Origin of the sequence: Rhodophyticola sp. CCM32 (assembly GCF_004751985.1) — a bacterium.
Taxonomy (GTDB): Bacteria; Pseudomonadota; Alphaproteobacteria; order Rhodobacterales; family Rhodobacteraceae; genus Rhodophyticola.
The window spans coordinates 732,695-756,414 of the sequence record NZ_CP038492.1 but is presented as its reverse complement, the minus strand read 5'-3'; the positions used below and the strand labels follow the sequence as shown (position 1 = coordinate 756,414).

Below are 23,720 nucleotides of genomic sequence, written 5' to 3'. Positions count from 1 at the left end.
GCGCTTGCGAGGGAGGATATGTATGGCACGGGCTGACGAAATCATGCGCCCGACCGATACAGTCGGCTGGAAAAGCGGGCTGCAGACGATCAGGCGGGTGACCGGGCTGGCGCTTCAGACGCCCTGGATGGTGGCCATCGCCCTGACCTCCACCCTGGCGGCTGCAAGCCTGCAATTGCTGGTGCCGGTTCTTCTGGGCCGCGCGGTGGATCAGACCCAGGCGCTGGTGTCTGACCCGGCGGGGGCCGAGGCTGCCAGTGCCGCGCTCTGGACAACGGCCTGGCTGGTGCTGGCCGTCTGGGTGACGCGCGGGGTTTTCACCATCTTTCAGAACTATTTCAGCGAAAGCGTGGGCCATAATGTAGGCTATATGCTGCGGCTGGCCTATTACGAGAAAATCCAGCGGCTGAGTTTCGGCTTTCATGACCGGATGCATTCGGGCGATCTGATCACCCTTGGCATGCTGGATCTTGAAGGCGTGCGGATGTTCTTTTCCACCGGTCTGGTGCGCATCGTTCTGCTTGGCATTCTGATCGGGATCGGCGGCTATCTGCTGCTGTCGACCGATCTGGCATTGGGCCTTCTGGCGCTCAGCTTTGTGCCCTTTGTCGCCTGGCGGTCCTCGGTCACGCAACTGAAACTGCGCGGCACCTGGCTGGAGTTGCAAAACCGGCTCTCGGTGCTCAGCCGGGTGATGGAGGAAAATCTGGGCGGCATTCGCGTGGTCCGGGCCTTTGCGGCGAAATCCCACGAGATGGCGAAATACGGGGAGGCCTCGGAAAGCGCGCTGGAACTGGCCCATGAGCGGGTGGATATCCGGGTGCGCAACACCAGCATGATGACGTTTTCGTTTCTGGCGGCGATGGGGCTGGTCCTCTGGGTCGGCAGCGGTAAGGTCATCGCCGGCGAGATCACCGTTGGCACGCTCACCTCCTTTCTGACCTTCATGACGATCCTGCAAATGCCGGTCCGGCAATTGGGCATGCTGGTCAATTCCTTCGCCCGCACCGCCACCTGTGGCGAACGGGTGTTTGCCCTGCTGGATCTGGATCTGGCAATCGCCGATGCGCCGGAGGCCACGGATCTGACAATCACCGAGGGCAGCCTGCGGGTCGAGAATCTGGGCTTCACCTATCCCGCCGCCGCTACGCCGACCCTTGAAGGGCTCAGCTTTTCGGCAAAACGTGGTGAGACCATCGGGCTGATCGGCCCGCCCGGCAGCGGCAAATCCACCATCGCCCATCTGATCCCGCGCTTCTATGACGTGACCCGGGGGCGGATCACCATCGACGGGCAGGACATTCGCGATGTCACCCTGCACTCGCTGCGTCAGGCGGTGGTGGTGGTGCAGCAGGATGCGTTTTTGTTCACCACCAGCCTTGAAAACAACATCGCCTATGGCGACCCCTGGGCCCCGCCCGCGCGGATCGCCGATGCCAGCGCCTCGGCACAGCTGGATCAGTTCATCGCCACCCTGCCTGCCGGCTACAGGACCGTGGTCGGCGAACGCGGCGCGTCGCTGTCGGGCGGGCAGCGCCAGCGGATGACCATCGCGCGCACCCTGATGCTGCGCCCGGCGGTGCTGATCTTCGATGATTCCACCGCCGCCGTGGATGCGGGCACCGAAGAGCGGATCAGAACCACGATTCAGGCCCAGGCCAGCGAACGGGTCACCATCATCGTGGCCCATCGGCTGAATTCGCTGATGCATGCGGACCGGATTCTGTTCATTGAGAACGGGCAGATCGTCGAGGAAGGCAGCCATGCGGATCTGCTGGCCAAGGGCGGGCGGTATCGGGCGCTGCATGACCTGCAAATCCGTCCCGAAACCGGAGGGCAGAGCCAATGACCGAAGAGCTGGAAGTCGAACGCGGCGATATTCGCGACAATGGCCGCCGTCCGCCCCGCGCCGTCGTGGGATCGCACCGGATCGAGGAGGAGATGTTCGGCCGGGTCTTTGACCGCAATATCCTGATGCGGATCTGGGATTTTGTGCGCCCCTACAAACGGCAATTGCTGATCTCGGTTCTGGCTGTGCTGGTCTTTACCGGGACACAACTGGCCATTCCGCTGATCATTCGTCAGGCCATCGACGATGGCTTGACCGGCGATGCGGCGGGCCAGGGGGCCCTGACCGGTGCGATGATCGCCTTTGCGCTCGCCATCGGGCTGAATTACGGCGCGGCCTGGTTGCAGGAAAGCGTGGTGGGCAAAACCGCCGAGGATGTTCTGTTCGATATCCGCACGGCGATGTTCGGCCATTTGCAGGATGTCTCGCTCAGCTTCATGGACAAGACCGAGGTGGGCCGCCTGATGTCGCGCCTGCAGGGCGATGTGAATGCGATGCAGGAATTTCTGGAAACCTCGGTCCTGTCGGTGGGCGATATCGTGCTGCTGTTCGGGATCGTGATCTCGATGCTGTGGCTGAATGTGCAACTGGGGCTGCTGACCTTATGTGTGCTGCCGGTTCTGTTTCTGGTCCGGGTGATCTGGCTGCCGCGTGCGCGGGTTGCGTTCATGGCCGCGCATGAGGCGAATTCTGTCACCAATGGTGCGCTGGCCGAGGCGATCCACGGGGTGCGCACGGTGCAAAGCATGGATCGCCAGCCGGTGAATTTCGACCTGTATACCGACAAGGCCATGGCCACCCTGCGGGCCCATCGGACAGCCTCGAAATACGCGCAGGTGATGATCCCCATCGTGGACAGCCTGACCGGCATTGCCATGGCGGTGGTGGTGGTTGTCGGCGGCTCGATGGTGCTGGATCAGCGGCTGGAGGTCGGCGTGATGGTCGCTTTCCTGTTCTATATCCAGCGGTTCTTTGACCCGATCCGGTCGCTGACCATGCAGTATTCGGTGATGCAGCGCGCCATGGCCTCGGGCCAGCGGCTGATCGACGTGCTGGATGTGCGGGTGGATATCAAGGATGCGCCCGGCGCTGTCGATCTGCCCCATGACATGGATGGCGCGGTGGAGTTTCGCAATGTCACCTTCGGCTATGCCCCCGATACGCCGGTTCTGAAAAATGTCAGCTTCACGGTGAACCCGGGCGAAACCGTCGCGCTGGTGGGGCCTACCGGGTCGGGCAAATCAAGCGCGATGTCCCTGCTCAACCGGTTTTATGATGTGCAGGAGGGGCAGGTTCTGGTCGGCGGGCAGGATGTGCGCGATGTCACCCAGGCCTCGATCGGGCGTGAGATCGCGATGGTGTTGCAGGAACCCTATCTGTTCAGCGGCACGCTGATGGAAAACATCCGCTACAACAAGACCGACGCAACCGAAAAGGATGTGATCGCCGCCGCCAAAGCCGTGGGGGCGCATGAGTTCATCATCGCCCTGCCCTTTGGTTATGAGACCGTGATGGGCGAACGCGGCGGCACCCTCTCGCTTGGGCAGCGGCAATTGATCAGCTTTGCCCGTGCGCTGGTGGCGGATGCCCGCATTCTGGTGCTCGATGAGGCCACAGCCAGCATCGACAGCTATACCGAAATGCTGATCCAGAAGGCTCTGGTCACGCTGCTGACGGGCCGGACCGGGCTGGTCATCGCCCACCGTCTGGCCACGATCCGCGATGCCGACAAGATCATCGTGCTTCAGGCAGGTGAGGTTCTGGAACAGGGCAATCATGATCAACTGATGGCTGAGAACGGGCTGTATGCCCGGCTCTACAGCGTCAATTACGCCTCTTTCGATGATCTGCCCGAAACTGGCATCGACGCCGGCGAAACCGGGGCGACGTGACCCTTGAACTGTCCCGCTTTTCACTTGGGCCATGACCTGTTGAAGGCCTTGCAAGATGCGGGGGAGGCAAGGCGGAATTCTCCAGAATTCCGTGTGGAAAACTCGAGTTTTCCACACCCGCGAGGGTGTTATTCAATCTGCCTCAAAACCCGCTTCAGCCATTCTCTTTCAGCCGCGGGTCCAGAAAATCGCGCAACCAGTCGCCGATGATGTTGAAGGCCAGCACCGTGAACACGATGGCCAGCCCCGGGAACACCGCCAGCCACCATTTGTTCGACAACAGATGATCGCGGCTTTCCGACAGCATGCTGCCCCAGGTCGGCACCGAGGGCGGCACGCCCAGACCCAGGAATGACAGCGCCGCCTCGGACAGAATCACACCGGCCACATTGAACGAGGCGATGACGGTCAGCGGCGCGATGATATTGGGCAGGATCGTGCGAAACAGGATCGACACCGTGCTGTCGCCCATGGCGCGCGCGGCCTCGACATATTCCTTTTCGCGTAGGCTGAGGGTCTGGGCGCGGACAATCCTTGCATAGGTGATCCACTGGCCGATCCCCAGAACCAGAATGATATTCATCAATCCCGGCCCAAGCACGACCAGAAACATGATCGCCAGCAGAATGAAGGGAAAGGCCAGCTGGATATCGCCAAGCCGCATGATGATATCATCGGTCCAGCCGCCGAAATACCCCGACACAAGCCCGGCAATCGTGCCCAAAGTGCCCCCCACGGCAATCGCGGCCACCCCCACCAGCAGGGACACCCGCGCGCCATATAGCAGCCGCGACAGCACATCCCGGCCCAACTGGTCCGAGCCCAGCCAATAGGTCAGATCCCCCGCCCCCGGCTGCCCCGGTTCCAGCAGGCGCATCATGATATTCTGCCGGTTCGGATCGAACGGCGCCAGCCAGGGGCCGAAGATCGCCACGAATGTCACCACAAGCAGGATCAGCATACCGATCAGCGCCCAACGGCTGGTGACCATGCTTTCAAAGGCCCGGCGCAGTTCCTTCTGCCGGTAAGACAGACCCTGGCGTTCGGCACCCATGGCCATGTCATCCTTCCCCGGAACCGGTGCTGTATCCGTCATAAACCGCGCCCCTTACAGCTTCACGCGCGGATCAAGCCGCGCATAGATCAGATCGACAAACAGGTTCAGCAGGATGAATATCACCGCCAGCAGAATGACCGAGGCCTGCACCACGGGAATATCGCGCTGATTGATCGCGTTGAACACCAGACGGCCGATGCCGGGATAGGAAAAGACCGTTTCCACCACCACAACACCGCCAAGCAGAAAGCCGAATTCCAGCCCGATCATCGTGACCACCGGCAACCAGGCGTTGCGCATTGCATGATGGATCACCACCCGCCGTTCCGAGATGCCTTTCGAGCGGGCGGTGCGCACATAATCCTGCTGCAACACCTCAAGCATCGACGACCGGATCAGCCGCGCATTGCGGGCCAGCGTGTAGGTGCCCACCGCAAAGGCCGGCATGACCATGTAATACATCGACCGTGGCAGGTTACGGATCGCCGTACCGATATCGCCTTCGAAAAGCGGTTCAAGAAACGGCACATGGCCCGAGATCGGGAACCATCGCAGGTAGAGACCAAAGAACAGGATCATCATGATCCCCATCCAGAAATTCGGGATCGACTGGCCCAGCATCGCAAATGTCATGATCCCGCCATCAGCCGGTTTGCCACGTTTGAGCGCGGCATAAATGCCAAGCGGGATCGACAGGCCAATCGCCAGCACCAGCGAGAAAAACGTCAGCTCGATCGTGGCGGGCATCGCCTGCATCACCACGTCCATCGCCGGTTGGCGATAGCTGAGAGAATTGCCGAAATCGCCATGCAGCGCGTTCCAGACATAGCTGAGATACTGGATATAGAGCGGCTTGTCGAAACCCAGCGCCTCGCGCGCGCGCTGAATCTCCTCGGCGCTCGCATTCTCGGACACGAACAGATAGGTCGGATCGCCGCCGATCTGAAGCGAGATGAAGCTGATCAGTGTCACGCCGATCAGAACAACAATGCTCTGCAACAGGCGCCGTATCAGAAATGTCCACATATGGCGGTCGCCCCTACCCGATCCCTGATGTCATAGAAGGTTCATGCCCCCCGGGCCTGCAGGATGCGCATGTCTCTCAAACAGGTCATCGCGCGATCCGCGCCTGTATTTCAACCTTGCCCGATCTTTTCCGCGACCCTCGTCTTTGGGATGCTTGACAATCAATTCGATGTCCTCTCAAGGTAGGTTTAAGATTGTCGACAGTAGAACAACAAAACCATGTGAGCCCGGGTGCCGTCAAGCATGCAAATCGAAAATCAAACCCCGCCCGGTGATCCGGTAATGGATGCAGCACAACCGGGCATGCGGGATGAAAAAGGCCGCAAACGGTGAAGCAGCATAAAGCCCCTGCCCCCACAGCCGCACCCTTGCTGGAACTGCGCGATCTGCAAACCACGTTTGATCTGAACAAGCGGCAATCGGTCCGGGCTGTGGATGGTGTCAGCTTTGAGGTCCATGAAGGCGAAACACTGGCCATCGTGGGCGAAAGCGGATCGGGCAAATCGGTGACCAGCCTGTCCATTCTGGGCCTGCTGCCCAAGGATGTGGGCCGGATCAGCGGCGGCAGCATCAAACTGCAGGGCCGTGAAATCACCGGTCTGGGCGACAAGGAGATGCGCGCCATTCGCGGCAAGGAGATCGGGATCATCTTTCAGGAGCCGATGACCAGCCTGAACCCGGTCCACACAATTGGCCAGCAGATCGCCGAAATGGTGATCTGCCATGACAGGTTGTCGAAACCGCAGGCCCGCGCGCGGGCCATCGAGATGCTGGAGCTTGTGGGCATACCCGAGCCGAAAACCCGGGTTGACAACTATCCCCATGAGATGTCGGGCGGCATGCGGCAACGGGCGATGATTGCCATGGCCCTGGCCTGCGAACCCCGGCTTCTGATCGCCGATGAACCGACAACCGCCCTTGATGTGACAATTCAGGCGCAGATGCTGGAACTGATGCAGGACCTGCAACAGAAGCTTGGCATGGCGATCATCTTCATCACCCATGATCTGGGTGTGGTGGCCGAAGTCGCGGATCGGGTGGTGGTCATGTATGCCTCCCAGATTGTCGAGACCGGCACGGTGGATGACATCTTCCGCAGCCCCCGGATGCCCTACACTGCCGGGCTGATGAACTCGATCCCGCGCCTTGGGGCCTCGATCCACAAGACGCGGCTTGAGGCGATCCCGGGAACGGTGCCCGCGCTGGCCGATCTGTCACAAGGCTGCCGCTTTGGCCCGCGATGCGGTTTTGCAACCGATATATGTACAACCGGGGATATCCCGCTGGACCGCGCCGCAGAGGATCATCTGGTGCGCTGCGCCCGCTGGCGCGACCTGATGCTCAACCGGAAGGACGCGTCATGACCGCCCCGCTGCTTCAGGTTGACCGGCTGCGCAAGCATTTCCCGATCCATGGCGGCGTGTTGCAGCGCGTGGTCAATAACGTGAAGGCGGTGGATGACATCTCGTTCCATATCAATGCGGGCGAGGTGGTGGGGCTGGTCGGCGAAAGCGGGTCGGGCAAGACCACCGTGGGCCGCACGATCCTGCGGCTGGAACGGGCCACGGGCGGCAGGGTGCGCTTTGGCGGGGCCGATGTGATGGCGCTGAACGCCGCCGATATGCGCCGCTATCGCAAACGCATGCAGATCATCTTTCAGGACCCCTATGCCAGCCTGAACCCCCGCGAAAAGGTGCGCGAGGTTCTGACCCATCCCCTGAAACTGCACCGGATCGGCACGCCCTCGGATCATGAGGACCGCGCGGTTGCCATCTTGGAAAAGGTCGGCCTGTCCCGCGACCATCTGGACCGGTTCCCGCATGAATTTTCCGGCGGTCAGCGACAGCGGATCGGCATTGCGCGGGCCCTGGCGGTGGAACCGCAATTCATCGTCGCGGACGAGCCGGTTTCAGCCCTTGACGTGTCGATCCAGGCGCAGGTGATCAACCTTCTGGAAAATCTCAAAACCGATCTGGACCTGACAATGCTGTTCATCGCCCATGATCTGGGCGTGGTGGAACATATCTGTGACCGGGTGATTGTGATGTATCTGGGCCGGGTCATGGAAATCGCCCCTGCGGCTGATCTCTATGCCCGCCCGAACCACCCCTATACCCGGGCCCTACTGTCTGCGGTGCCGATCCCCGAACCGGGCAAACGCCGCAAACGCGTGGTGCTGAAAGGCGATATTCCCAGCCCGATCAACCCGCCCTCGGGCTGCGTTTTCCGCACCCGCTGCCCGATGGCGACCGAAGACTGCGCAAGGATCGTGCCCGAGCTGAAACCCGTGGGCAATGACGGCCATGTCAGCGCCTGTATCCACACGACCTGAACAGGTGGCCGCTGAACCATGTGCGGGACGGGCAGAGACCCCATCTTCGCATGGAGACGGGGAAAGTCATAAGACAAGCCGCGCAAAGCATGGCCGGGGACAGGCGATCGGAACGATTATGCGGGTTCGTTTATGGCAGCCATGTATATCTTCACCCGGATGTCAGTGCGCCACTGTCAAAAAGCCTGGCCGCGGGACAGCCATGCTTTGCGCGCCGCACCCTATGTCACGATAGGGTCAGGGCTGCCCCGGCTTTGCAGAAGCATAATGCTGGCAGAACGCCTTGTATCTGCGGGCATGCATGGTCTGCACCGCCGGGTCGGGCTGCACCGCCACGGTCTCGCGCAATGCCTTTGCCTGTCCAAGGGGAAACGCCGCGCCCAGGGGGGTCGCCGCCGCCAGTGCTGCCCCCAACAGAACCGGCTCTGCCGTTCCGGGCAGCAGCACATCACAGCCGGTTGCATCCGCGTATAACCGCACCAGAAGGTCTGATCTGGCATGCCCGCCGCTCAGATGGATTGTACGGATCGGCAGGCCGGCGCCGCGCATCGCCCCGATGATCTGGCGGGTGCCATAGGCAATCGACAGGCAGGCCGCCCAATAGATTTTGCAAAAGCTCTCTGCCGGGTCTTCCAGCGTCAGGCCCGAAATGCTGCCCCGCAGACCCGGATCCGCAAAGGGGGAGCGGTTGCCCAGAAAATCCGGGGTCACCACGATATCGCCCGCGATATCGGGTTGTGTTTTCATCCGCTCCAGAAGCTCGCGCGCCAGCGCATCATGAGGGGTTTCGCCATAGGCCTGACTGGCGGCAAACAGGTCCAATATCTGGTCCAGCATCGCGCCGCTGGCACTTTGCCCGCCCTCCAGCGCCCAGGCCCCGTCAAGCACGGCACCATGATACGGCCCCCAGACGCCCGGCACCTCCACCCGCTGATCGGTCAGGGCGATATGACAGTTCGAGGTGCCGGCGATCAGCGCCAGCCGGGTGTTCAGGGCATCATCAGCGTAAAGCCCCGCCGTGCCCAATGCGCCCGCATGGGCATCAATCAGGCCAACCGCCACCTGACAGGCCGGGGTCAGCCCCATCTCTGCCGCCGCCGCCGGGTCAAGCGACCCGGCCAGCCCCCCGATGGGGGCGGCCTGTGCCGGGAGGGCGGCACGCTCCCTCAGGTCAGACAGGCCCACCTGTTCCAGAAATCCGGGGGTCCACTGACCGGCATCCGCATCATAGGTCCATTTGCAGCCAAGGGTGCAGATCGACCGGGCCAGGCTGCCCGTGGATTTGAACACAAGAAAATCCGCCAGATCCCCCGCATAACCCAGACGCGCCCAAAGATCGGGGCGGTTCCGGTTCAGCCACATCAGTTTGGGGATCTGCATCTCAACCGACATCGCACCGCCCAGATTGCGCAGCACGGGGGATGCGGTCCGGTTGCAGATATCGGTTTCCGCCGTCGCGCGGTGGTCCATCCACATGATGATATCCCAGGGCGGATCGCCCGCGTTCAGCGCCAGCGGCTCATGGTCCCGGTCCAGCAGGACAAGGGAACATGTGGCGCTGTAGGACAGGCTGAGGATCGCCTCGGGCGGCACATCCGCCGCACGGGTCGCCGCGCGGGTGGCACGGCACACCGCCTGCCAGATATCGGCAGAGCTTTGTTCGACAAAACCCGGCGCGGGCCGGTGGATCAGAATATCGGCTTTGGCGGTGCCGCAAAGCCGCCCGGTGACATCAAAAACCCCGCAACGCGCGCTGCCCGAGCCGACATCAATCCCCAGAACATATGACATGATCCCCCCCTGCCCTTCTGCCCCAACCCGCGATCAGAGATCGACACTGTTGGGCAGCAGCACCAGATCACGCACCACAACATTGCGCGGCCGGGACAGCATGAAAAGCACCGCATCGGCCACCTCTTCGGGCTGCATCAGACTGCCTTCGGCCAGGGCCTGATCCATCTTCTCCTGCGGCCAGTCATCCAGCAGGGCGGTCACCACCGGCCCGGGCAGGATGGCGCCCACCCGGATACCAAGCCCCGAGACCTGACGCCTGAGCGTATGGGCAAAGGCCTGGATCGCGTGTTTCGAGGCGGTATAGATCGGCTCCCACATCACCGGCACAACCCCGGCGACAGAGCTTGTGAGCAGGATATCCCCAGCCCCCTGATCGCGCATATGGGGCAGAACCGCATGCACACTGCGAAACACCGCATTGATGTTCAGGCTCAGCATCCGGTCCCAGTCATCCGGGTTGCCGTCAATCACCGCGCCACCCACATAGGCGCCCGCATTGGCGTGGAACACATCCAGCCGCCCGGTCGCGGCAAGGATTTGCGGCAGCATCTCTGCCACGCTGTCCGCATCGGTCAGATCGGTCACGATGGGAATGGCATCAGGCCCCAGATCGCGGCATTTCTCTGCCAGCTGATCCCCGGCGCAATCGACCATTGCCACGCGGGCGCCCGCAGCCAGACAGGCGCGCGCACAGGCCAGACCGATGCCGGATGCAGCGCCGGTGATGGCCACGGTTTTCCCGTCAAGCGTCTCTGTCATGGCCCTTCGGCTCCTGCTTATGGGGTCTGCGGCGGTGCTCAGATACTGGAATAGCCCCCTTCGATCATCATGATCGCGCCATTGACCAGATTTGACGCGGGCGATGCGAGGTAAAGCGCCAGATCCGCAATCTCCACCGGTTCCCCGAACCGGCCAAGGGGCGTGCGGGCCAGAAACGGATCCTGCCGCTCGGGCGCGCTCCACAATTCGCGGCCCATCTGCGTCATCACCACCGTCGGGCAGATGGCATTGACCTGGATGTTATGCGGCGCAAGCTCTACCATCAGGGCCTTGGTCATCGCGTTCAGCCCGCCTTTGGAGGCGGTATAGGCCGCGTGATCCTGCAATGCGACCACCCCGGTCTGGGACGAGATGTTGATGATCTTGCCATGCCCCCTGTCGATCATGCCGGGGGCCAGCGCCTGCGCAATCCAGAACGGCGCGTTCAGGTTCACGGCCATCGTGGTATCCCAGTCCGACGCGGTGATATCCGGCAGCGGGCCGGTCAGGGCCACACCGGCGCTGTTGACCAGAATGTCGATCTGCGGTGCGGCCTTCAGGGCCTGATCAGCCGCAGATCTGGCCCCTTCCGCCGTGGTCAGATCGGCGGTGAAAACCGCGCAATCCCCGCCCTGTTCCACGATCCGGGTCTGTAACGCTGTCAGGGCCTCTATCGACCGGCCGGTGGCCACAATCGCCGCGCCCGCATCGGCAAACACCTCGCAGATGCACATGCCGATGCCCGAAGACGCGCCGGTGACAAAGGCGGTTTTCCCGGTCAGGCCAAATCTGTTGATCCAATCGGCCATCTGCCTACTCAAGATTTGTGTGGTTACGGGCCATATCCGCAGCACTCAGCCCAAGTCTCTGGCCAAGCGTATAAACCAGAATCTCGCCGAGGAGGAGGAGAACAATCTCATATTGCGAGCCCATGGGAAGGACCGACCCGGTCGCGGATTCCGCATCGGCCATGGTCTGCACCGGCACCGTCACCACACGGGTCACCCGTTGCGGCACCGGCCCGTCCGGTTGCGCGGTAAAGCAGATGCTGGATGCACCCGCTTCGCGGGCCACGGTCACAAGCGCATCCACCGTTGCGAAATGCCCCGGCCCGGCGCTGACAATCAACAGATCCCCACCCCCAAGCGCGGGCGTGGTCATATCGCCGACAACAGAGGCTTTTAGCTCCAGATGCATCAGCCGCATGGCCAGCGCCTTCATCATCAGCCCTTCGCGGCCGACCCCGTAAAGCGCAATCTGATCCGCTGCCAGAATATCGGCAACCAGCCCGTCCAGTTGGCCCGGATCGCAGGACAGCAACCCAGACCGGATATCGGTGCAGACCTGCTCTGCCAGCTGATCCGTGGTCATCCTGTCCCCCTGCTCATGCCGGCCCCCTGCTCATGCGGGATCTTCAGCCATGGATATCTGAATCTTTATATCCGTCGGGCGCGCCGACACCGCCCGGTCAAACGCCTCGATACTTTGATCAAACGGGTATGTGGCCGAAATCAGCGGTGCCAGATCAATCTTGCCCGAGGCCAGAAGCTCGATCGCGCGTTCATAGATATTGGCATAGCGGAACACCGTCTCAAGCCGAAGCTCTTTCGCCTGTGCCGAGGTGATGTCGATGGGAACCGGTGCCACCGGCATGCCGACAAACACAACGCAGCCCCCCGGGCGCACCGCGTCCAGCGCCACCGGATAGGCGGGCGCGACGCCTGCGCATTCAAACACGATATCGACGCCCCAGCCCTCTGTGGCGGATTTGATCACCCCGGTCACATCATCGCGGCCCGCATCTATCGCATGCAGGCCCGGCACGGCCCCGGCCACTGACAGTTTGTCGGCCACAATGTCCGAGATATACACCCTGCTGCACCCGCCCGCGAGCGCCGACAGCGCGGTGACCACCCCGATCGGGCCGGCCCCGATGACAAGGGCGGTATCACCGGGTTTGATCGCGGCGCGGGTTGCGGCCTGCATGCCGATGGCCAGCGGTTCGACCATGGCGCCTTCGGCGAAGCTGACATTGTCGGGCAGTTTATAGGTGAAGGCCGCCGGGTGGATCACCTCGGGCGTCAGGCAGCCATGAACCGGCGGCGTTGCCCAGAAGGAAACATCCGGGTCCACATTGTAAATTCCCAGTTTCGAGGCCCGCGACGCCAGATTGGGCACGCCCGGTTCCATGCAGACCCGATCCCCGACTGCCAGATGCGTCACCTCGGCCCCGATTTCCCGCACGATGCCCGAGGCTTCATGCCCCAGAACCATAGGCGCCTCGACCACAAACGGGCCGATACGGCCATGGGTGTAATAATGCACATCGCTGCCGCAGATGCCGACCGTCACGATCTGGATACGCACATCATTTGGCCGCAGGGACTGATCCAGATCAATGTCCCGGATCGACAGAAGATTTTTCTCTTCCAGGACCAGAGCTCTTGCCATGCGGTCGATCTCCAAACTTAATACGGGTCGGATGGCTCACAATCGCCAAAACCCGATTGCCAAAACCCGACAGGGCCTCAAAAGATCATACAAACGGATTGGCCATTGTACAAATGTATTTTATAAGGGCGCCGGACGCGCGTCACTGGGAAGATGGATAACAGCATGTTTTTGGGGATCGACCTGGGCACATCAGCGGTCAAGGTTCTGCTGATTGACGATGACGAACAGGTGCGGGCCGAAGCCTCCTGCCCGGTTGCCGAGGGGGTATTGGAACCGCCCCATTCCGAACAGCAACCGGCCCAATGGATCAGGTCAATCGAAACCGCCCTGGATGAGATTGCAGCCACCCGCCCCGGCGCCTTCGGGGCGGTACAGGCTATCGGGTTATCGGGGCATATGCATGGCGCGGTTCTGGTCGACAAGCAGGGCGAGGTTCTGCGCCCCTGCATCATGTGGGATGACGGGCGATCTGTCGCGCAATGCAAAACCCTGACCCGGAAGGCGGATTTCACCGGCATCGGGGGCAATCTGGTCATGGCCGGGTTCACCGCCCCCAAACTGCTATGGGTGGCCGAGAATGAGCCGGAGATTTTCGGGAAGATTCACAAGGTTCTGCTGCCCAAGGATTATGTCCGCTATTGGCTGACCGGTGAATACTGGGCGGAAATGTCCGATGCATCGGGCACGCTTTGGCTGGATGTGGCCGCGCGCCGCTGGTCGGAGCGCTTGCTGGGTGCCTGCGGGCTGACCACCGATCACATGGCCAGGCTGGTGGAAGGGACCGAGGCGACCGGAACGCTCCTCCCCCATCTTGCAAATCGTTGGGGCTTTCCGAAAACCACAATCGTGGCGGGCGGCGCCGGGGACAATGCCGCCTCGGCCTGCGGTATGGGGGTGGTGGCCGATGGTGCGTCGATCAGCCTGGGCACATCGGGTGTGGTGTTCGCGCCGACAAAAACCTTCGCCCCCCAGACCGGTCAGGCGGTGCATGCCTTTTGTCACGCCGCCCCCGGCACCTGGCATCAGATGGGCGTGATCCTGTCGGCGGCAAGCTGTCTGGAATGGCTGGCGGACCTGTTCGGGCACTCTGTGGCCGATCTTTTGTCGGCGCTGCCACACACCGTCACCCGCCCCGCGACAGTGCAGTTCCAGCCGCATCTGACCGGGGTCAGAACGCCGTATAACAATCCGCTTGCCACCGCCTCTTTCCTGTTCCTCAATTCCGACACCACAAAATCCGATCTTGTGCAGGCCACGCTGGAAGGGGTGGCCTTTGCCCTGCGGGATTGCACCGCCGCCCTGGCCAGCGCCGGAACCCGGATTGAAACCGCCTATACCGTGGGTGGCGGCGCGCGGTCCGAGGCCTGGCTTCAGATCATCTCGAACGTGACCGGCATTGAACTGGCCCTGCCGGAAAACAGCCATAATGGCGCGGCCATCGGGGCGGCCCGACTGGCCATGGCCGCCGCGCATGGCGGTGATATCTCCTATATCACCAGAAAAGTGAAAACCCTCAGATCCGTGGCCCCCGAGGCCGGTATGCATGCGGCCTATGAAGATGCCTATCACAGCTATCGGGCCCAGTATAAAGGCCAGACGGAGATCGCGACCCCGTCTTGAGCGCCGGACCAGGATGCTGCACCACATATACATTGCGCAGAGGGTGGCGCCCGAACCGAGGGGCAGGAAGCGAAGCGCCCGCCCCGTGGGGGCGGTTCGGGCGCTGCCCGGCGGTGCCGCCGGGCGGGAGGGTGATGCGGGGTGGTGCAGAATTTCAGGCCGATACCATAAGCGCCACCACCAAAAGGGTTATTTGGCAATCAGCGCCCGCGCGGTGTCTTCATCGGTGACAAGCGTGTTGATGATACCCCGGCGCAGGATCGCGCGGATGATCTTGACCTTGAACAGTCCTCCGGCGGCCAGGATCACATTGGAAATCTTCTCCAGATCGCTGATCGTCATGCCGATGATCCGGCTGTTGATCGGGTGGTCGATCTCCTGCCCGTTGGCATCCAGAACATAGCCCATCAGATCGCCAACCCCGCCCTTTGCAATCAGCGCATCGGCATCCACATCCTTGGGCAGCGCGTCTTTCACCAGAAGCGAACTGCGCAGATCGCCCGCGGCCATGGCCACCGCATCGCAGGACCTGATCTTGTCCAGCATTTCCTGAATGACATCCTGCTGAAAGAACATCTCCCGGCTTTCCGGGCTGCCTGCATAAAGCGGCGCCGTGAAATAACTGTGATCCGCATTGCACAGATCGGCCAGCCGGGTTGTGATCTCGTAGATATTGACATCGGATCCCTGCGCAAGCCCGCCCATGATCGACGCGATTTCCAGATCCGGGCGGTTCAGCGGCTCCATATACCGGGTCGCCATGTTCAGCGTGTTGCCCCAGGACATGCCGAAGACGCGGATTTCCGGGTCTTGCAGCACACTGTGCAACACGGTGCCAAGCCCGTTGCCGACAAGGGTCTGGATGGCGCGTTTATCCTCGGGCGTGGGCACCACAACCGCACGTTCCAGACCGTATTTTCGCGCCAGATCCCATTCAAGCTCGGCGCAGGCGGCATAGACCGAGTCAACGCTGATCCGCACAATGCCCCGCTCCCGCGCCTCGGACAGCGCCTTGTTCACGCGCAACCGGGTGATCCCGAACCGGTCGGCAGCGGCGGCCTGGGTCAGCCCCTCGATATCGCAGGCCCAGACAAGCCGGACGAGAAGCTGTTCCTCCGGGTCGATCTGGTCAATTTTGATCTTGCGCGACATCTTGGCCTCCCGGTTCCGTATACCGCTATGGGATTTCAGATGTACAGGCCCTGAAGCGGCGCACCGAAATCCTGCAACGCGCCGTCATAATTGCGGTTGGCCGCGCCCGGCCCGGGATTGGGCAAGACCCGCCCTGCCCCACAGCTCACAGACTATTTGACCGCGCCCATGGTCAGGCCCCGCACCAGTTGTCGCGAGGCCAGCAGGGCGAAGATCAGAACCGGAATGACAATCAGGGTCGAGGTCGCCATGATCTTCCCGTAAGGCAGGTTATAGCCCTCCATGAAGCTGACCGCCATGGCCGGCGCCGTGCGGGCCGCATTGCGGGTCAGCACAAGCGCAAACATCAGCTCGTTCCACGAGAAGATGAACGAGAAAATCGACGAAACCGCCACCCCCGGCATCGCCAGCGGCAGGCAGATTTGCGAGAAGATCCGGAACTGTGACGCCCCTTCCAGCTTTGCCGCCTCGTCCAGATCCTTGGGGATCGAGCGGAACTGATCGGTGCAGATCCAGATGACAATCGGCAGGTTGAAGGTGAGATAGATCAGGATCAGCGTGATATGCTTGTCCAGCATCCCCAGATTTCGCGCAATCAGGAAGAAAGGCAGCGCCAGCACAATGGGGGAGACCATGCGGTTGGTGATGAACCAGAACCACAGGTCTTTCTTGCCGCGAAATTCGAACCGCGCCAGAGCATAAGCCGCCGGCAGCCCCAGAACCACGGCCAATATGGTGGTGGAGACCGCGATGATGATCGAGTTGAGCAGGGTTTGCAGCACCCCGTCTTCAAACAGCGCCTCGCGGTAATTGTCGAGCGTGGGTGAAAACACCCAGACCGGCGGGCTTTCCAGCGCCACAAGCTGCGTCTTCAGCGAGGTTGTCACCATCCAGTAGAACGGAAACACGCAGAACAGCAGGATCACCAGCATGATGATCACCTGCGCGGTCAGGGACCGTTCGGAACCGGGGGCACGGTTGGACATCAGACTTCCTTGTAGAAGAAGCGGATATAAAGCTGCGACAACACAATCGTGATGATCAGCAGAATGATCGCCTGCGCCGAGGCCAGCCCCTGATCAAAGCCGCGAAACCCGACCCGCTGGATCATCAGGGCGATGAACTCGGTCGCCGATCCCGGCCCGCCGCGGGTCAGGGTGAACACCATATCGAACAGTTTCAGGGTATCGGCCGTTCTGAGGATCAGGACCGCCACAAGGCCCGGCATCAGAAACGGCAGCTGCACATAACGCAGAACCGTCCACCAGTTTTTGGTTTCCAGCTTGGCGGCCTCTTCCACCTCACCGGGCACGGTGGTCAGCCCCGCCAGCAGCACAAGGGTGACAAAGGGCGTCCACTGCCAGATATCCCAGAAAACAATCATGATAAACGCATTGGTCGAATCGCCGATCCAGTTCACCGGATCAATGCCGACAAACCCGATCAACTGGTTCACCACCCCGAAGCTCTGGTTGAACATCACCTGCCCCAGCAGACCCACCACCGCATAAGTCGTGGCCATCGGCAGAACCAGCCCCAGACGTGTCAGCGTTTTCAGCAGAGTCAGCCCCGGCTGGTGCAGCACCAGCGCAATCCCCAGACCCAGGGCAATCTGGATCGGCAGGGCGGTCATCAGCAGCACAAAAGTCCGCCCGATCGCGGTCCAGAACACGCTGTCTGTCAGGACATCCTGATAATTCTCCAGCCCGATGAACCTGAGCGCGCGGAGATTTGTGAGGTTGAAATAATGGAGACTGGTGTAAAGCGCATATAGCAGCGGCGCGATGCCGATCAGCGCCAGGCTGATCACGGCAGGGGCCAGAAAACCCGCAATCGTTGATTTCTTTTCTTTTCCGATCACGTCACATATCCCTCATATCACGTCACACTGATATCGGCCCGAAAGCCGCTGGCTTTCGATATGCCCTGTTTCGGATCAAACGCAAAATGCTTTGCAAGGTGGTCAGGGGCACCCGTCCGGATGCCCCCGACCGGGGAGAGACTCGGTTGATTACTGTGCCAGCGGACGGTCACCGGAATAGTAACCGGCTTCTTCCAGCACCTCTTCCATCCGCTCGCCGATGGTACGCGCGCCTTCTTCAACAGACACCTCGCCCAGCATCATGCGCGTGCCCCATTCCTGGACAATCTCGGTGATGACCGGCCATTCGGCAAAGCGCGGGCGATATTCCGGCACGCCATCCTGCCAGCTTTCCACCAGGGCGGGCACGAACGAGAATTCCTCGGCCACACCGGGCTCTGCATAGACCGATTGCCGGGCTGGCACGCCACCCATCTCAAGATACTGGCGCGCATTGGCCTGTGACGTGGCCCACTGGATGAACAGATAGGCCGCTGCCTGCTCTGCCTCATCAGCCTGTGACGCAACCGCCATCGAGAACCCGCCAAGCGCCGGGCGACGGCCCGCAGACCCCATCGGTTCCGGTGCGATGCCCACGCAATCGGCAACCCGCGAGGTTTCGGGGTTGACCACACTGGAATAGAAGGCCGACCATTCGGTGATCATCGCCACATCGCCTTGTGAAAAGGCGTTCACGGTTTCCGCATGGTCGAAGGCAACGATCCCCTCGGGCATGTACTGCATCAGCTCCTGACGGAAATTCAGACCCGCCTGACTGCCTTCCGACAGCAGGTTCGAGCGGAAGTTTTCGTCCAGGAATGAGCCGCCGAAGGGCCACAACATCCGCGCGAAACTGTCAGCCGACTGGGTTTCATTCCGTTTGGATTGCAGCGCAAAGGCATATTGACCGTCATGGGTCAACGCCGGGCCGTATTCGTTGAGAACCTGATCCCAGGTTTCGGGCGGGCCGTCAAACCCGGCCTCTTCCAGCATGCAGCGGTTGTAGAACAGCAGACCGGAATAATTGTCGACCGGCAGGCCGTAAATCTCTCCATCCCAGCCGCCAAACGCGTTCAGAACCAGCGGAAAGAAATCATCCATGTTCAGATCCGGGTCGGCCAGATCCGGGTTCGAGGTGAAATTGCTGATCGGCACGATCCACTCATTCTCGGCAAAGTTGCCGATCCAGACCAGATCAATCAGGGCGATATCAAGATCGCCGCCGGCCACGAAATCGCGCACCTGCTCTCCCAGGGCGTTTTCATAGGGGTGGCGGATGATGTTGACGTTGATGCCGGTTGCCTCCTCGAAGGCGGGCAGCATTTCTTCAATCGCATCATAACCGGGGCGCAGCAGGAACACGACATCCACCGTCGTCCCCGCATAGGGCGCTGCGGCTTCCTCCAATGACCAGTCCGCAGATGCAGTTGTGGCGGCACCTGCCGCAATCACTGCGGACGCGGCCACCGTTCCCAAGGTTCTTTTCAGATTCATCTCGTTTCCTCCCTTACGAAACCGGAAAACCCATTGACATTCATTTGTCACAATGTGATTACAAATGTATTTAGCGGAGTGTCAATATAAAACTTGCCTGCCATATACAAATGAAGGCGGCATCATGACCGCCGGGACAGCAGAGGGAGGTCGCCTTGGCCACCGTAAAACTAAACAACGTCAATAAGTTCTACGGAGCGGTTCAGGCGCTTTTCAATGTCTCGCTTGATATCGACGAAGGATCCTTCGTTGTCTTCGTCGGCCCCTCGGGTTGCGGAAAGTCGACCCTGCTGCGGGCCATTGCCGGGCTTGAGGGTATCGAGAGCGGTGAGATTTTCATCGGCGATACGGATGTTTCAAACGCGCTGCCCGCGGACCGGGACGTGTCGATGGTGTTCCAGTCCTACGCGCTTTACCCGCATATGTCGGTGCGCGCGAATATGGAATTCGGCATGAAGGTCAATGGGGTGCCCCCGGCCGAGCGGAAAGAGCGGATCGAACAGGCCGCGCGCGTTCTGCAACTGGGCGATTATCTTGACCGGAAACCCGCACAGCTTTCCGGCGGGCAGAGACAACGGGTGGCAATCGGACGCTCGATCGTGAAGAACCCCAAAGTGTTCCTGTTTGATGAACCCCTGTCCAATCTGGACGCCAAGCTGCGCATTCAGATGCGGGTGGAACTGGAGGCGCTGCATCGCAAGCTGGACGCCACCATGATCTATGTCACCCATGACCAGGTCGAGGCAATGACCATGGCCGATACCATCGTTGTGCTGAATGGCGGACATGTGGAGCAGGTCGGCTCCCCGCTTGATCTGTACCACAACCCGGTCTCGCGTTTCGTGGCGGAATTCATCGGCTCCCCATCAATGAATGTGTTTGCGAAAGACGCGATTGGCGATGCGCTGCCCATGGATATCGGTGACACGGTGACCCATCTGGGCATCCGGCCGGAACATGTTGAACTGACAGATGCAGCAACCGGCGGCCTGCCCGTCACGATTGTCGGGAAAGAGGAACTTGGCGGCGAAAGCTTTTTGTACCTGAAAGGCCCCGCTGACATTTCCCTTGTCGCGAAAACCGATGGTGAAAACCAGTCGGCCATCGGCGACACACCGACCATAGGCCTGCCTGAAAACAGGGTTCATCATTTCGATGCGTCCGGCAAAACCATCAAGACCTAACCAGCCGGACCAAGCGTCTTTCCGCCCCCCAACCGCCGGTCGAGCCCATGTCGTCAAATCACGCCCTCCCTCAAACTCATGCGCCCTCAGATGCGTTTGCCAATATTGATCTTGTTATTTTCGATTTCGACGGGGTGATCGTCGACAGCGAAGTGATTTCGCTTGGGGAAATCAGAACCACGCTGAATGAATTCGGCATGGATGCCCCGCTGTCGCAGATACGGCGCGCGTTTCTGGGGGCCCCGGTCGACCGGATATGCAGAACCGTGGAGGAATGGGTGGGCGCGCCGGTCGGGGATCAGTTCAAAGAGCTGTGGTATGCGCGGATTTTTGACCGGTTTCGCAAGGAGTTGAAACTGGTCCATGGGGTTTGCGAGTTGCTGGATATCCTGGATGCGCGCGCGGTGTCCTATTGCATCGCGTCAAGCGGGTCTGTCCGGCGCCTGCAAACCGCCCTTGACGCGGTGGCCTGTGGCCCCCGCTTTCAGGACCGTGTGTTCAGCGCGGATATGGTGGCCCGGGGAAAACCCTGGCCGGATATCTTTTTGCACGCTCTGGATCAGATGAACGGCGCAAAGGAGCGCACGCTGATCATCGAGGATTCCCCCTCGGGCATCAAAGCCGCCACTGCCGCCGGTATTCCCGCAATCGGGTTCACCGGGGGCGCGCATCTGGCCAGCTGCCGCGCGGAACATGGCAGCCTTCTGATGGCGGAAGGCGCCAGCTTTTGCATAGATCGCCTGTCCGAGGTGACAGAGCATCTGTCTTAAAACTTTTTGCGTTTTCATTGAAACAGACTGCGCCGCAGGGTGGAAAACTCCAGTTTTCCACCCGGAATTCTCCAGAATTCCGCTGTAGACGCCGCTCACTGGCGCGCGAGATAGGTCTCCATCGCCAGATCGTCCGGGATCGGGCCGGGCGTATTGATATCCACAGTGACCCGGTGCAGCACCCCGCCAAAGGTGAATGGCGGGTCATACTCCCCGAACGGTTCAGCCAGATGGTAGCCGCAGGTCTGCATGCCCGAAAAGGACAGCATGACCGGCACCGTGCGATCCAACCGGCCCTGCCCCACCTTCTGCCCGTCAATCCGCAGCACCCCCTGACCGGGCGCGCCGAACCCGCGGGCGAAATCCGGGGCGCCGGTTTTGGTGAACTCGAATTCCACTTTGTGCCGGCCGGGGGCAAGGCGTGTCTCTGACACGATCTCAACCTGCTCAATACCCAGATAATTGTAAACAAAACGCGGCAACCCGTCCCGCACCATAAACCCATAGCCGCCGAACTCGCCGCCATGGGCCAGAAGCATGCCATCGGGATGATCCCCGACAGTCAGATCGGCGGTCATCCGATAATCGACATTGATGATATTCGCCGCCGTTTCGATGAAGACCGGGGCCGTTGCCGGAAAATAGACATGGCTGCGGGGTTTGGCGATCATCTCGTCAGCATCGGCCGGACGTTGGGAGCGTCCCAGAACCGGCAGCACCCCGTATTTCCCGGCCTCATGCCACCAGAGCGCTTTGAGCTGCGCCAGCATCGCGGGTTCGGTTTGCGCAAGATCCTGTGTTTCCGCCGGGTCTGTCACGACATTGTACAACTCCCAGCCTTCGGCCTCGATCCGGTCCATATCGGTGCCGGTGATCTCCGCAGGCCACATCCTGCCCGCTTCCTTGTGGGACGGCCCGGGCCAGGGCGCGACCGCGCGCCAGCCATCATGATAGATCGACCGATGCCCCATGATCTCGAAATACTGGGTGATGTGATCCGACGGGCGATCCGGCTCGGCCAGATGCGCGGCGAAACTGACACCATCCATTGCCGCCTGGGTCACACCGTTCAACTGTTTTGGCTGTTCCAGCTTGAGCAGATCCAAAAGCGTCGGCACCACATCGACGACATGGACAAACTGATCACGAATACTGCCGTGATCGCCAATGCCGTCAGGCCAGCTCAACACAAACGGCACCGCACAGCCGCCGCGATAGGTTTCGCGTTTCCAGCGCCGGAACGGCGTGTTCCCGGCCCAGGCCCAGCCCCAGGGATAATGGTTATAGGAACGCGGCCCGCCGATCTGATCAATCATCTCATCGGTGCCGCTGTCCTGCGGAATACCCCCCTGGAATTGCTGGTTGTTGAAGGCCCCGGTTGCCCCCCCTTCGGAACTGGCGCCATTATCGGCCAGAACCAGGATCACCGTATTGTCCAGCTCCCCGATATCTTCAAGGTAATCCATCAACCGCCCGACCTGATGATCCATATGCGAGGCCATGCCCGCAAACGCCTCCATATAGCGGGCGGAAACGCGGCGCTGTTCGGCGCTCAGACTGTCCCATGCGGGCACATCGGGGTCGCGCAGGGACAAGGGCGAGCCATCGACCACCAGACCTTTGGCCTTTTGCTGCGCATGGACGGTTTCGCGATAGGCATCCCACCCGTCATCAAACTTGCCCTTGTAGCGGTCAATCCATTCCCGGGGCGCATGATGCGGCGCATGTGTCGCCCCGAAAGGCAGGTACAGGAAGAACGGTTTTTCCGCGTCACCGCCGCGCAAATCCCCGATATACTCAATCGAGCGGTCCACCATATCCTCGGACAGATGATACTCCTCGGGAAACGCCTGATCCCGGCGCAGGGAATGGTTGTCGAGCACCAGATGCGGCGCAAACTGGCTGGTCTGACCGGCCATGAAGCCGTAAAACCGTTCAAACCCGCGCCCCAATGGCCAGTTCTTCCGCGACGCGGCCATGGACATATCATCGATCCCCGTCAGATGCCATTTGCCGACGCAAAGCGTGGCATAGCCTTCCTCCAGCAGCATCTCGGACACAAACCCGTGTTCCCGCGGGATCTGGCTGTCATGGGCCGGGAACCCCTGGGAAAACCGTGGAACCGCAGACATATGGTTGGCGTGATGGTTCTTGCCGGTCATCAGGCTGGACCGTGTGGGCGTACATAGCGGCGTCACATGGGCGTTGGAAAACGTCACCCCGCGATCCGCAAGACGCTGCATGACGGGCATATCGACCAGCCCGCCATAGGGGCTGAAATTGCCGAACCCCGCATCGTCGATCAGCCAGAACACGATATTGGGCGCCCGCGCCCCTGATTTTTTCTGCGGTTTCGGGAACGGAACAGATTCATCCCCGGTGCGGCCGATGCGCGGGATCTGGGTCATGCAGTCACCTTTTCTTCAGTCTTGTTGGGGGACCCCACCAACATCGACAATCCGCCATCCACAGGCAG

19 protein-coding genes are annotated in these 23,720 nt (G+C 61.1%); 7 read left to right on the top strand and 12 right to left on the bottom strand.

Annotated features, from left to right (window positions below; genetic code table 11):
* Nucleotides 1-22 precede the first annotated feature (22 nt).
* Nucleotides 23-1,849 (top strand): ABC transporter ATP-binding protein, encoded by a 1,827-nt coding sequence (locus tag E2K80_RS03670; RefSeq protein ID WP_135372883.1) that lies wholly within the window; start codon nucleotides 23-25, stop codon nucleotides 1,847-1,849.
* A complete protein-coding gene (locus tag E2K80_RS03665; RefSeq protein WP_135372881.1) occupies nucleotides 1,846-3,741 on the top strand; it encodes an ABC transporter ATP-binding protein in 1,896 nt (631 codons plus the stop codon). Before E2K80_RS03670 ends, E2K80_RS03665 begins: the two co-directional genes overlap by 4 nt.
* Nucleotides 3,742-3,895: 154 nt before the next feature.
* On the opposite strand, the gene E2K80_RS03660 is transcribed toward E2K80_RS03665, so the two are convergent.
* Entirely contained in the window at nucleotides 3,896-4,837 is a 942-nt protein-coding gene (locus E2K80_RS03660; protein ID WP_238475645.1) for an ABC transporter permease, read from the bottom strand.
* Nucleotides 4,838-4,849: 12 nt separating this feature from the next.
* Nucleotides 4,850-5,824 (bottom strand): ABC transporter permease, encoded by a 975-nt coding sequence (locus E2K80_RS03655; protein ID WP_135372879.1) that lies wholly within the window; start codon nucleotides 5,822-5,824, stop codon nucleotides 4,850-4,852.
* 329 nt (nucleotides 5,825-6,153) lie between these two features.
* Between E2K80_RS03655 and E2K80_RS03650 the strand changes: the two genes are divergently transcribed.
* Together E2K80_RS03650 and E2K80_RS03645 are read left to right on the top strand one after the other, a co-directional pair.
* Nucleotides 6,154-7,188 (top strand): ABC transporter ATP-binding protein, encoded by a 1,035-nt coding sequence (locus tag E2K80_RS03650; protein ID WP_135372877.1) that lies wholly within the window; start codon nucleotides 6,154-6,156, stop codon nucleotides 7,186-7,188.
* A complete protein-coding gene (locus E2K80_RS03645) occupies nucleotides 7,185-8,156 on the top strand; it encodes an ABC transporter ATP-binding protein (protein ID WP_135372875.1) in 972 nt (323 codons plus the stop codon). Before E2K80_RS03650 ends, E2K80_RS03645 begins: the two co-directional genes overlap by 4 nt.
* Before the next feature lie 237 nt (nucleotides 8,157-8,393).
* Here the strand turns inward: E2K80_RS03645 and E2K80_RS03640 are convergent, their stop codons facing one another.
* From E2K80_RS03640 to E2K80_RS03620, 5 genes are read right to left on the bottom strand one after another with little or no spacing between them, the layout of a single operon-like run.
* The gene (locus E2K80_RS03640) at nucleotides 8,394-9,947 is read right to left on the bottom strand and encodes an FGGY family pentulose kinase (protein WP_135372873.1); all 1,554 of its coding nucleotides are present in this window, start codon (nucleotides 9,945-9,947) and stop codon (nucleotides 8,394-8,396) included.
* Between the two features lie 33 nt (nucleotides 9,948-9,980).
* Nucleotides 9,981-10,709, bottom strand: coding sequence for an SDR family oxidoreductase (locus tag E2K80_RS03635; protein ID WP_135372871.1), 729 nt, complete (start codon nucleotides 10,707-10,709; stop codon nucleotides 9,981-9,983).
* Between the two features lie 38 nt (nucleotides 10,710-10,747).
* Nucleotides 10,748-11,518, bottom strand: a complete 771-nt coding sequence (locus tag E2K80_RS03630) for an SDR family NAD(P)-dependent oxidoreductase (protein WP_135372869.1) — start codon at nucleotides 11,516-11,518, stop codon at nucleotides 10,748-10,750.
* A 4-nt stretch (nucleotides 11,519-11,522) separates the two neighbouring features.
* Nucleotides 11,523-12,080: an SIS domain-containing protein gene (locus E2K80_RS03625; protein ID WP_135372867.1), complete on the bottom strand. Its 558-nt coding sequence runs from the start codon at nucleotides 12,078-12,080 to the stop codon at nucleotides 11,523-11,525.
* A gap of 30 nt (nucleotides 12,081-12,110) precedes the next feature.
* Complete coding sequence (locus E2K80_RS03620) at nucleotides 12,111-13,160, bottom strand: NAD(P)-dependent alcohol dehydrogenase (protein WP_135372865.1); 1,050 nt, start codon at nucleotides 13,158-13,160, stop codon at nucleotides 12,111-12,113.
* A gap of 153 nt (nucleotides 13,161-13,313) precedes the next feature.
* Here E2K80_RS03620 and xylB point away from each other — a divergent pair, with 153 nt between their 5' ends.
* On the top strand, nucleotides 13,314-14,783 hold the full coding sequence (gene xylB / locus E2K80_RS03615; RefSeq protein ID WP_238475644.1) for a xylulokinase: 1,470 nt from the start codon (nucleotides 13,314-13,316) through the stop codon (nucleotides 14,781-14,783).
* A 189-nt stretch (nucleotides 14,784-14,972) separates the two neighbouring features.
* On the opposite strand, the gene E2K80_RS03610 is transcribed toward xylB, so the two are convergent.
* From E2K80_RS03610 to E2K80_RS03595, 4 genes are all read right to left on the bottom strand, one after another.
* The gene (locus tag E2K80_RS03610; protein ID WP_135372861.1) at nucleotides 14,973-15,935 is read right to left on the bottom strand and encodes a sugar-binding transcriptional regulator; all 963 of its coding nucleotides are present in this window, start codon (nucleotides 15,933-15,935) and stop codon (nucleotides 14,973-14,975) included.
* A gap of 152 nt (nucleotides 15,936-16,087) precedes the next feature.
* Nucleotides 16,088-16,921, bottom strand: coding sequence for a carbohydrate ABC transporter permease (locus E2K80_RS03605; RefSeq protein WP_135372859.1), 834 nt, complete (start codon nucleotides 16,919-16,921; stop codon nucleotides 16,088-16,090).
* Nucleotides 16,921-17,796 (bottom strand): carbohydrate ABC transporter permease, encoded by an 876-nt coding sequence (locus E2K80_RS03600; RefSeq protein ID WP_135372857.1) that lies wholly within the window; start codon nucleotides 17,794-17,796, stop codon nucleotides 16,921-16,923. Before E2K80_RS03600 ends, E2K80_RS03605 begins: the two co-directional genes overlap by 1 nt.
* A gap of 150 nt (nucleotides 17,797-17,946) precedes the next feature.
* The gene (locus E2K80_RS03595) at nucleotides 17,947-19,290 is read right to left on the bottom strand and encodes an ABC transporter substrate-binding protein (protein WP_135372855.1); all 1,344 of its coding nucleotides are present in this window, start codon (nucleotides 19,288-19,290) and stop codon (nucleotides 17,947-17,949) included.
* A 155-nt stretch (nucleotides 19,291-19,445) separates the two neighbouring features.
* Between E2K80_RS03595 and E2K80_RS03590 the strand changes: the two genes are divergently transcribed.
* Together E2K80_RS03590 and E2K80_RS03585 are read left to right on the top strand one after the other, a co-directional pair.
* On the top strand, nucleotides 19,446-20,474 hold the full coding sequence (locus tag E2K80_RS03590; protein WP_135372853.1) for an ABC transporter ATP-binding protein: 1,029 nt from the start codon (nucleotides 19,446-19,448) through the stop codon (nucleotides 20,472-20,474).
* A gap of 47 nt (nucleotides 20,475-20,521) precedes the next feature.
* Complete coding sequence (locus tag E2K80_RS03585; RefSeq protein WP_135372851.1) at nucleotides 20,522-21,244, top strand: HAD family hydrolase; 723 nt, start codon at nucleotides 20,522-20,524, stop codon at nucleotides 21,242-21,244.
* Nucleotides 21,245-21,339: 95 nt separating this feature from the next.
* On the opposite strand, the gene E2K80_RS03580 is transcribed toward E2K80_RS03585, so the two are convergent.
* Nucleotides 21,340-23,652: an arylsulfatase gene (locus E2K80_RS03580; protein ID WP_135372849.1), complete on the bottom strand. Its 2,313-nt coding sequence runs from the start codon at nucleotides 23,650-23,652 to the stop codon at nucleotides 21,340-21,342.
* Between the last annotated feature and the right edge of the window lie 68 nt (nucleotides 23,653-23,720).